Origin of the sequence: Allosphingosinicella sp. (genome assembly GCF_036387215.1) — a bacterium.
Lineage (GTDB): Bacteria > Pseudomonadota > Alphaproteobacteria > Sphingomonadales > Sphingomonadaceae > Allosphingosinicella.
In genome coordinates this window covers 1-9138 of sequence record NZ_DASVUE010000009.1, presented here as the reverse complement: position 1 = coordinate 9138, position 9138 = coordinate 1, and the positions used below count along the sequence as shown (strand labels likewise).

General features: G+C 64.6%; 11 protein-coding genes. 5 read left to right on the top strand and 6 right to left on the bottom strand.

The features are described from left to right. From VF662_RS00380 to VF662_RS00370, 3 genes are all read right to left on the bottom strand, one after another. The coding region (locus tag VF662_RS00380) for an RHS repeat domain-containing protein (protein ID WP_464136353.1) at positions 1-2320 on the bottom strand (2320 nt) is incomplete at its 3' end. A 135-nt stretch (positions 2321-2455) separates the two neighbouring features. Continuing rightward, positions 2456-2686, bottom strand: a complete 231-nt coding sequence (locus VF662_RS00375) for a hypothetical protein (protein ID WP_464136352.1) — start codon at positions 2684-2686, stop codon at positions 2456-2458. 125 nt (positions 2687-2811) lie between these two features. Continuing rightward, the gene (locus VF662_RS00370) at positions 2812-3462 is read right to left on the bottom strand and encodes a S24 family peptidase (RefSeq protein WP_464136350.1); all 651 of its coding nucleotides are present in this window, start codon (positions 3460-3462) and stop codon (positions 2812-2814) included. Between the two features lie 97 nt (positions 3463-3559). On the opposite strand from VF662_RS00370, the gene VF662_RS00365 reads away from it, so the two are divergent. Both VF662_RS00365 and VF662_RS00360 read left to right on the top strand, forming a co-directional pair. Next, the gene (locus VF662_RS00365; protein ID WP_464136348.1) at positions 3560-3751 is read left to right on the top strand and encodes a hypothetical protein; all 192 of its coding nucleotides are present in this window, start codon (positions 3560-3562) and stop codon (positions 3749-3751) included. Continuing rightward, positions 3748-4071: a hypothetical protein gene (locus VF662_RS00360; RefSeq protein ID WP_464136345.1), complete on the top strand. Its 324-nt coding sequence runs from the start codon at positions 3748-3750 to the stop codon at positions 4069-4071. Before VF662_RS00365 ends, VF662_RS00360 begins: the two co-directional genes overlap by 4 nt. On the opposite strand, the gene VF662_RS00355 is transcribed toward VF662_RS00360, so the two are convergent. After that, a complete protein-coding gene (locus tag VF662_RS00355; protein WP_464136344.1) occupies positions 4072-4797 on the bottom strand; it encodes a hypothetical protein in 726 nt (241 codons plus the stop codon). It abuts the gene before it with no gap. Next, positions 4798-6000 (bottom strand): TIGR04063 family PEP-CTERM/XrtA system glycosyltransferase, encoded by a 1203-nt coding sequence (locus tag VF662_RS00350; RefSeq protein ID WP_464136341.1) that lies wholly within the window; start codon positions 5998-6000, stop codon positions 4798-4800. Positions 6001-6087: 87 nt separating this feature from the next. On the opposite strand from VF662_RS00350, the gene VF662_RS00345 reads away from it, so the two are divergent. Next, a complete protein-coding gene (locus VF662_RS00345; protein WP_464136339.1) occupies positions 6088-6243 on the top strand; it encodes a hypothetical protein in 156 nt (51 codons plus the stop codon). Beyond that, complete coding sequence (locus tag VF662_RS00340) at positions 6236-7606, top strand: putative O-glycosylation ligase, exosortase A system-associated (protein WP_464136336.1); 1371 nt, start codon at positions 6236-6238, stop codon at positions 7604-7606. The genes VF662_RS00345 and VF662_RS00340 overlap by 8 nt, the downstream gene beginning before the upstream one ends. Positions 7607-7637: 31 nt before the next feature. On the opposite strand, the gene VF662_RS00335 is transcribed toward VF662_RS00340, so the two are convergent. Beyond that, positions 7638-8444, bottom strand: coding sequence for a class I SAM-dependent methyltransferase (locus VF662_RS00335; protein WP_464136335.1), 807 nt, complete (start codon positions 8442-8444; stop codon positions 7638-7640). 119 nt (positions 8445-8563) lie between these two features. Here VF662_RS00335 and VF662_RS00330 point away from each other — a divergent pair. Continuing rightward, positions 8564-9138 (top strand): DNA topoisomerase IB (locus VF662_RS00330; protein ID WP_464136333.1); only part of this gene is annotated, 575 nt, incomplete at its 3' end.

Sequence of the window (9138 nt, the reverse complement as noted above, 5' to 3'; positions counted from 1 at the left end):
TCTCCCCGTCGGCCAGCGTCTCGAGCTTGCCGTTCGGCGTATAGCTGTTGGTTACCTCGTCCGCCTGGTCGGGCGTTCCGTAAGCTTCGGTGACCTTGATGAGCTGACCCGCGGCGTCGTAGCTGTTCTTGGTGATCCGGTCAGGGCCGAAGCTGGTACTGGGGCTTAGATCGGGCGTACAGGCAGGCAGCGTAAGCGCGTTTGCGTCCGCCAGATCCATTCGAACAGCCGTACACTGGAGACGTCCGACATTGTCGTAGCTATAGTGCGTGATCGCTTGCGTGATGCCGCCGGCACTCACCGTCTCGCGTACCTTGCGCCCCGCCGCATCGTAGGCGGTTCCAATCTGCCGGTACACCGTCATCGCCGCGAGCGCGGCGTCCGACTGGTCGATGGCAGTTCCCGTCTCGACGGACGTTGGCTGGCCATCGCTGTTGTAGGTGGTGCGCATGACCCGCACGGGCAGCGGTCCGCCCCCATCGGGGTCAGGGCTCATCGTCGCCACCAGCCGCCGCAGAGCGTCGTAGACGTAACGGGTCGTGTCGCCGGTGCCGGCCAAAGGCCCATCCACCGCGACGATGTTGCCGACGGCGTCGTAGGTCTTTCTCACCACGCTGCTTACCGACCAATCGCCGCCGCGGACGGTCTCGGTTTCCGGCAGCAGAAGGTCGTTGTAGGTATAGCTCGTCACCACCTCGTCCGCGGTTCCCTGGCAGCTCGCCTGCGTCCGGCATTGCGAGGTCGAGACCAGCTTCCAGATCGGCGCCTCTTCCACCAGCTGGCCAGATGCGTTCAGAACCTTCGCGGAGAGCTGCTGATAGGTATAGCGGATTTGCGGCCGAACGCCGTTGGAACCGGCAGGCAGCGTCTTTGTCAGCACCCCGCCATGGACTGGGTCATACGTATAATCGGTGCGATTGCCCTTCGCATCGAGTTCGTAGCTTGGCTTGTTGCAATACACCATCTGAGGCCCTGTGCAGCTCGCCGGGTAGCTCCAGGCCCAAGTCAGAGTGGGAGCGCCTAAGGTCGGCTTCGGTGTCAGGGTCGCGCTCTGGAGGTTTAGGCGCCCATATTCGTCATCATAGACGAAGGATGCTTTGTCGCCTTCCGGCTGCGTAATGCTGGAAACCGTTCGTATGTCCTTCGCCCTCCCGTTTTCCCCGGGCGTGCCGCGGAAGACATAGGTCCTCGCGCGGCCGAGCTCGTCATAGAAGGTCGAGCCAATCCGGCTCGCCTGGGCTCCGTCCGGATTGGTGCGTACGATATCCGCGCAGGTGTTGGCGTTATCCGCCAGCGTGTAATTATAGTTCCACGTACCGGCCGGGCTCTGCACCCTCCACACCCTGCTTGCAACGTTACAGTATCCCAACCGGAAGAAGGTGGGGCCGTAGTAAATCGGCGTCGATTCCTCCGCGCTGTCACTGCGAGTTGTATAGGTGCGGGTCACCCCCGATCCACTGGTGATCGTCGAATGCCATTCCCAGGTCGTGAATTGATTTGTTGTCTCGACCGCGGCACCTTGCTGTTTGACGCCGTATGTAATCGTCCGGGCACCCGAAGTTGTCGCTGAGACACTGCCGGAGGTGTCCTGGCTCCACGCGATAGTAGGCCAGTTGTGGCCGCCGCCGGAGCAGCTAGTGGCCAGTGGGGCGCAGTGGACCAGTTTCCGGTTCAGGAGGGTGACTTTCGCCGGCCCGGCCGCTCCCCATTCGAACCGCATTTCAAAGCCCGAGCTGCTTACGATCGAGCGCAGTTTGTTCCGGATATCGCCCAACAGCGGGATTGAGGCGTAGTTGTAGGAGAGCACTTCCCCATCTGCTCGAGTGATCGACACAAGATAATAGTCGGGATAGTCCGATTGGGAATTCCCGGTCGGCGCGAACTTCCACTTGGAGCCGTCCTTGTCGTAAACGACCGGATTGGTCCCTTCCACGCCGGTGATGGCGCCGTTGCTTAGTGGTGCGCCCAGTGCTCGGTTATACTCTTGCCGGTTGCCGAGATAATATTCCTCGCTCAGGTACGGATAGTTGCCGCGAAGATAGCGGAAGCCCGCAATCGGCGTTCCATCGAAGCCGCCGCCTCCTTCGCTGAACTCCAGGGCTGGCGCATCGGGCGACCCGATGGATATCGCGCTGTCCACGCCGACGCGTCTTCCGTTAAGGAGGTCGATGCCGGCGGCATCCGGCGCCACCGTAGCTGGAAGCGGAGGGCCGCTCCCCGGCGTCTGCGCTTGTGCCGGCTGGGCAATGAGGCCGCAGGTGGCGGTGGTGGCGAGAAGGGCGCACGCGAAGGCACGCACCCGATAAGGGGAGGTCTTCATAGATATTCTCCAAAATTTCAGATGCGGCGCCGCTCGCGCCTGCTCCCCTGGCGGGGCTTTCCCTCAACCGCTCGTCCTGAGCCTGTCGAAGGACTGTTCTTACCCAGGCGAAACTACCACTTTCGCCTGATGCCGTTACGGCGGCCCGGGATTGGCAGAGCCGGTGGTGGTCTTCACCGTCCGATTGTCGGCCTTGTCATATTGGTGGCTGGTGGTGACCCCGTTATTCACCGTGCCGGTTCGAGCGATCTGGACCAGCCGGCCGCGCGCGTCGTAGCTGTAGGTGATCGTTTCCGCTGCCTGGGCCGCCCCCGTGGACGCCGCAAGCGCAGCCGCCGCGATCAGGGTGCCGATAATCTTCCGCATGTTCCGCCTCTCCCGAGTCGCACCTCATCGGTGCAGAACAGGAGTAGAACATCCGATTTCCTATTGTACAAGCAGTAATTTGCGTAATAGGTTATTTTTCTGGCTTTGCATGAGCAAATCAGGTCCTATCCGACCCTCCGCCCGACCCAGATCACGCGCCCGATCACGTCGATGTCTGCGGGGTTGCAGTCGTTCCAGCTTGGATAGGCGGGGTTGTCGCTGCGAACCGCGATCCGCCTTGCCGCCGGGTTCAGCGCAAGCCTCTTGACGATCAGCGCGCCCTCCATCCGGAGCACGTAGATGCCGTCCCTGAGCCGCCCGGCGCCGTCGCCGCGGTCGACCAGGATCTCGTCGCCGTCCGATAAGGTCGGGAGCATCGAATCCCCCTCCACCCGGATCATCGACAGCTGCTTCGGATCGCCCGCGAGCCGCCGCAGCCACTTGGCATCGAAGGCGAGGTGCGACCGCGCCTGCTCGTCGCCCGGAAGCGCGCCAGGCCCGGCCGAAGCGCCGAGATCATATTGCGGAACCGTCACCGGCGCCTCGCGCCGCGCCGCTGGCCCTTCCGCCGGCCCGCCGAGCATCGCCTCGTCCACCCCGAAATAGCGGGCGAGCAGCCGCCGGTCCTCCTCGGCCAGCCGCTTCGGCGTGCCGCGCTTCACATATTGCTGGATATAGGCCGCGTTGCGCCCGATCAGCCGCGACAGGCCGGCATAATCCTCCCGCCGCTCCTCGATCAGCCGCTGCAACGCGGCCCGCGCATCCGCTTCCGCCATGCCTGCTCCATAGTAATAGGAATTTTCCTAGACAAGTAGGAAATTCCCTTGAACTAGGAACATAGCAGGAACGCTGCTGATTCGAAAGGAGAGGGAGATGATGGAGTTAAGCCGCCGGATCGAAACCTATTTGAGGCGCAGCGGGATGACGGCGACCCGCTTCGGCCGCGAGGCCGTGGGCGATCCGCGCTTCGTGTTCGATCTTCGCGAGGGGCGCCAGATCGGCCCGGTCATCGCCGGGCGCGTCGCCGCCTATCTCGAGCCCCGCGAGCGGAGGACCCGCCGATGAAGCGCTTCACCGATGCGACCAGCGAAGTGCTGCGTGCTCTCCGCGCCAGCTTCGTCGCCTTGGAGCTCGTCTTTGAGGAGATCCGAAGCCGCAGCTGGGCGAGCGTCACCTTCTCGGGCGCCCGCCACGAGCTCTGCTTCCGCGTCTCGGGCGACGGTGCGGCGGAGGCGGCCGATCGCTTCATCCATCATCTGGAAGCCCGGGAGTTCGACCTTCGCGGCCATATCATGGCCGATATGGCGCTCGTCTCCGAAGAGCGGCCGGATGGTGCGGATTGGGTGCGGATCAGCGTCGAGGCGCTGACCGTGGAAGATTGCTGATCAGCCGCTGCGGGCGGCGAGCCGCTGCAGGTCGTCGATCGCGCTCCTGAGACGCTGGTCGAGCTGCGGTGCCGGCTCGTTGTTCTGCTGCGTCGCCTCCGCTCCGTCCATCCAGTCCTGCCGCTCGCGCCGAAGCAGCCCGAGCTCCAGCCGCTGCATCAGATGGGAAATGCTCGCCTCTTCAGGCTCCGTCATGCCATGCGGCGAAGGCGCCTCTTCAGCCGTTTCCACCGCCTCGACGTCGTCGAACGCTTCCGGCTCTTCGACAACGTCCTCGGGATCCGCTTCAGGGTCGGCCTGGTCGGGCGACGGCTGCTCCACCGCCTCGTCGAGTGGAATGCCGAGCTCGATCCCGGCCAGGATCGGCCGGCGCGCCGGAGCGTCGGGATGGGCATCGGCGCGGCGGATGCGCGGCAGCGGCACTTCGATCTCGACAGGGCGCTTGCGGCGCACCGGCTCCGGCGGCTTCTTGCCGAGCGCCCGAAGCACGAGCCAAACCAGGGTCCAGGTGGCTATTGTCACCGCCGCAACCGCAGCCAGACGCGCGGTCAGCCCAAGCGGCGGCTGCGCGGCGGAAAGGATGAGCGGCAGTCCGCTGAGCTCCACCACGCGGTCGAACTGCGAATTCGGCATCGCGTAGATGACGAAGCCAGCCGCCGTGCCGGCAAATGCCGCCATTGCGAGATCGAGGCCCGATCCGCCGCCTTTATATGCCTTCTTCGCCATCTAGAGAGCCTTGCCCGTCAATCTTTGATAAACGGGAATGTAACGGGAAATATTTGACGACCAGTTACGATCCGTCTCGACGAACCGCCGCGCCGTATCGCGCCGCTGCTCCCACTTCCCCCGGTTCGCGAACAAGGCATCGAGCGCCTGGGCGAGCGCCTGCGGATCGCCGGCGGGGAACAGGCTTCCGGTCACCCCGTCCTCAATGAGCTCGCGATGGCCGCCGACGTTGGACGCGACCACCAGCTTCCGCTGCGCCATCGCCTCGAGCGGCTTCAGCGGCGTCACCAGCTCGGTAAGCCGCATCGCCTTCCGCGGATAAGCGAGCACGTCGATCAGGCTGTAATAACGGTCCACCTCCTCATGCGGCACACGGCCGATGAAGTGGATCCGCTCCGCCGCTGGAGAAGCCTCAGCCTGCCGCTTCAGCGCCGCTTCCATGGGGCCGCCGCCGACCAGGAGCAGATGCGCCTTCGGCCGCTTGTCGAGCAGCAGCGGCATGGCCGCAATGAGATCGTCCAGCCCCTCATAATCGTAGAAGGAGCCGATGAAGCCGACCACGTCTGCTCCCGCCAGACCGAGCTTCCGCGCGGCCGCAAGATCGGGAGCCAGCGGATTGCCGAACAGGCTCATGTCGACGCCGTTGGGAGCGACGATGATCTTGTCCGCCTCGATGCCCCTGGCGATGAGGTCCTTCCGAAGCCCCTCGCAGATCACCGCCACCGCGTCCGCCTGCCGCGCCGCGTGGGTTTCCAGCATCCTGATCAGCCGGTAGCGGGCGGAGCCTTCGCTCCCCGTCCCGTTGCCGACGGCCGCATCTTCCCAGAAGGCCCGGATCTCGTAGACCAGAGGCACGTGCCGCCGCTTCGCTACGCCGAGCGCCGCAAGCGCGTTCAGCACCGGCGAATGGACGTGAAGCTGGTCCGGCTTCCATTCCTCCACGAGCATATCGAGCCGCGCGGCAAGCGCCCTGATCTCGCGCCACTCCCGCAGCGGGGATGGCCCCGCGGCGGGCTGCGGCGTTCTGTGAAATCTGATCCCGTCGATCGTCTCCGCTTCCGCCTCGGAAGCGCCTTGGCGGACGCCGGTGAGGCAGGCGACGTCCCAGCCCCTCGCCTGCTGCGCCTTGACGATCGCGCGGGTCCGGAAGGTATAGCCGCTGTGGAGCGGAAGGCTGTGGTCGAGCACGTGCAGGATGCGCATGCCGTTCCTCTGCCACGACAAACTTAACGGCCCGTCAACCGGACCCGGGTATCAGACGCGCATGAGGCGCGCTCCCGGACCTTTGGCATGATCGACAATCTCGGGCTGGCGCTCAGCCACGGGCTCATCATCCTCGCCGCCTGGCGCCTGCTGTGGCGGCCGGACCTTAACGACGACAGCGCGTCTCCGCCCGCAGCGGACGAAGCTGCGCCGAAGCTCTGGAAGGGCCGCAAAGGTGCGTGATCTCGCCCTCATCGGGTTTCTCGCGGCGCTGGTTGCGCTCGGCTTCCGCCGGCCGTTCTTCTTCGTCCTGGCTTACGCCTATGTCGACATCGTCTCGCCGCAGCGTCTGTCCTATTACCTTCTGAACAGCATCCCGGTGTCAATGATCGTGGCGGGCCTCGCGGTGGTCGGTTGGGCGGTCGCGGAGGACAAGAAGGGCACCCGCGTGCCGTTCCGCCAGTGGCTGATCCTGATCCTCCTCGTCTACGTCTACTTCACGACCCAGAGCGCGGATTTCCCGCTGGAGGCGAAAGCGAAGTGGGACTGGACGTCGCGCTCCCTCATATGGGCCTTCTTCCTTCCATTGGTGCTGAGGACCCGGCTCAAGATCGAGGCGAACCTCCTCGTCATGATCCTTTCCGCCTCCGCGATCATCATCGTCGGCGGGCTCAAGACCGCGGTCTCGGGCGGCGGCTACGGCGAGCTCGTAATGTTCATCGACAACAATAGCGGCCTGTTCGAAAGCAGCACCATCTCGACGGTCGCCATCGCGATCATCCCGATCATCCTCTGGCTTTCGAAATACGGCACCATCTACCCGCCGGATTGGCGCGTTCGCCTCTTCTCCTACGCGCTCATCTTCGCCTGCCTGCTGATCCCGATCGGCACCGCCGCGCGCACCGGCGTCATCTGCATCGGCGTGCTCGTCGTCCTGATGCTCATGCACACCAAGCGGCGGATCCTCTATCTGGCGATGGTCGGCGTCATCGGCCTCGCCGCGATCCCGCTCCTTCCGCAAAGCTTCACCAGCCGTACCGCCACCATCTCCGATTACCAAGCCGACGAGTCGGCGAGCACCCGCCTCGCCATCTGGGCGTGGACAATCGACTATGCACGCGAGCATCCGTTCGGCGGCGGCTTCGAGGCCTATCGCCAGAACAAGGTGAAGTACCAGACCGTCGCCATCCAGAAGGACGGCAGCGTCGAGATCGCCCGCACCGCCGAGATCGAAGACAAGGGCCGGGCCTACCATTCGAGCTATTTCGAAATGCTCGGCGAGCAGGGCTACCCGGGCCTCATCCTGTTCTTCCTGATCCACGGCATCTCGATCTTCCGCATGGAAGTGCTGCGCCGCCGCTACCGGAGCGACGCCGACGAGCCCTGGCTGTCACCCCTCGCCCTCGCGCTCCAGAGCGCGCACATCATCTACATGGTCGGCTCGCTCTTCGTCGGCATCGCCTACCAGCCGTTCGTCTACATGCTGGTTGGGACGCAGATCGGCCTCGACACGCTCATAACCCGCCGCGAGCGCGAGCGCGGCGCACGGCCGTTCCAGAAGCCGAAGCCCGAAGCCCCCGCGGGAGCCGAGCTGCAACCCTCCTGAAGTCCTCTCGGTAAGCGGACCGAGCCGAAGCTCAACCCTTGTGCGGCTTGCTCATCACCATGTTGACGGTCCACGCCCAGCGGCCCGCCACCGGCAGCAGCTTGAACAGCCCTGCATCCAATGCGTCCAGCGCCTTCAGCGCCGGAGTCCAGAGCGGGGGCACCTTCGCGAAGGCGAGCGTACCCATCGACAGCAGGGTGAAATACTCGAGGTCCACCGTGCCGAAGTGCCGCTTCGCAAGCTCGATATCGGGCATCAGCAGCGGATGCTCGTCCTCGGTCCTGAGGTGCGGAGTGAACCTGCGATAGAGGTTGATCAGCGGGTTATGTCCGAGCGGCTCGAGGAATACCGCGGTCCCACCCGGCCGGAGCACGCGCGCGATCGAGGCATAGGCCTTTTCGAGATCGAGATGGTGGAGGATGGCCCGGCCGACGATGAGGTCGAAGCTCTCGTCCGGAAAGGTGAGATCCTCCGCATTCATGCGCGCAAAGCTAGCGCGGTTGGAAATTCCCCGCTCCGCCGCCAGCTCGCGCGCCGCGTCGATGGCAGCGTCCGAAATGTCGATGGCGGTGACCCGCCCGCCCCACTCGATCAGCTGCGCGACATAGGAACAGTCGCCGCAGCCATATTCCAGGATGTCGGCACCGGCCGCACGGCCTTGCAGCTCGCGCTGGAATGCCCGGTAGGCCGCCTTCGGCAGCGCATAGATGGACTGCGAGTTGCCGTGCTCCTCCGGATCGCCGAACTTGCGATTATGGAATTCGCGCTCGGCGGCCAGCCTGCGCTCCAGCTCCGGATCAGTCTCGGAAGGTCGGATCGGCTCGGCGCCCACGTGCACTGCTCCTCAGGGATTTGCGAAGAGCCCTACGCCGCGGCAGTTAACATCGCGTGCACTGCGGCCCCGGAACGAAGCGACGGCGGCGGGGATTTAGCCGCTGTCTCTTTGAGGTTCCGCCATTGCCCAAGCTCAAGTTCGTCGACGACAGCAAGCCCGGCATCACCCGCAAGAAGATGCGGCTCGGCTGGGGCTATTTCACTGCCGACGGCGAGCGCATCACCGATCGCGAGGAGATCGAGCGGCTGAACAAGATCGGCATGCCGCCGGCCTATGAGCGCTGCTGGTTCTGCCCCTATCCCAACGGCCATCTCCAGGCGGTCGGCTACGATGCTAAGGGCCGGAAGCAATATCGCTACCATCCCGATTTCCGGGCCGAGCAGGAGAACCGCAAATATGAGCGGCTCGCCGCCTTCGGACGCGCGCTTCCGAAGCTTCGCAAAAAGGTTGAGGAGGATATCGCCGGAAAGCCCACCAGCTATGAAGCCGTGCTTGCCGCGATCGTGCGCCTCATCGAGACGACTCACATGCGCGTCGGCAGCGAGGAATATGCCAAGGAGAACAAAAGCTTCGGCGCCACGACGCTCCGCAACCGGCATGCGAAGGTGGAGCGCGGCAAGGTGAAGCTCACTTATACCGGCAAGCACGGCATCAAGCGCAGCGTCACGATCAGCGACAGGAACCTGGTCCGCATCGC

Bases quoted from the DNA above. Each gene is read 5' to 3' on its own strand.
- VF662_RS00375 (WP_464136352.1), bottom strand. From the start codon at position 2,686: ATGCGGAAGATTATCGGCACCCTGATCGCGGCGGCTGCGCTTGCGGCG.
- VF662_RS00370 (WP_464136350.1), bottom strand. From the start codon at position 3,462: ATGGCGGAAGCGGATGCGCGGGCCGCGTTGCAGCGGCTGATCGAGGAG.
- VF662_RS00365 (WP_464136348.1), top strand. From the start codon at position 3,560: ATGATGGAGTTAAGCCGCCGGATCGAAACCTATTTGAGGCGCAGCGGG.
- VF662_RS00360 (WP_464136345.1), top strand. From the start codon at position 3,748: ATGAAGCGCTTCACCGATGCGACCAGCGAAGTGCTGCGTGCTCTCCGC.
- VF662_RS00355 (WP_464136344.1), bottom strand. From the start codon at position 4,797: ATGGCGAAGAAGGCATATAAAGGCGGCGGATCGGGCCTCGATCTCGCA.
- VF662_RS00350 (WP_464136341.1), bottom strand. From the start codon at position 6,000: ATGCGCATCCTGCACGTGCTCGACCACAGCCTTCCGCTCCACAGCGGC.
- VF662_RS00345 (WP_464136339.1), top strand. From the start codon at position 6,088: ATGATCGACAATCTCGGGCTGGCGCTCAGCCACGGGCTCATCATCCTC.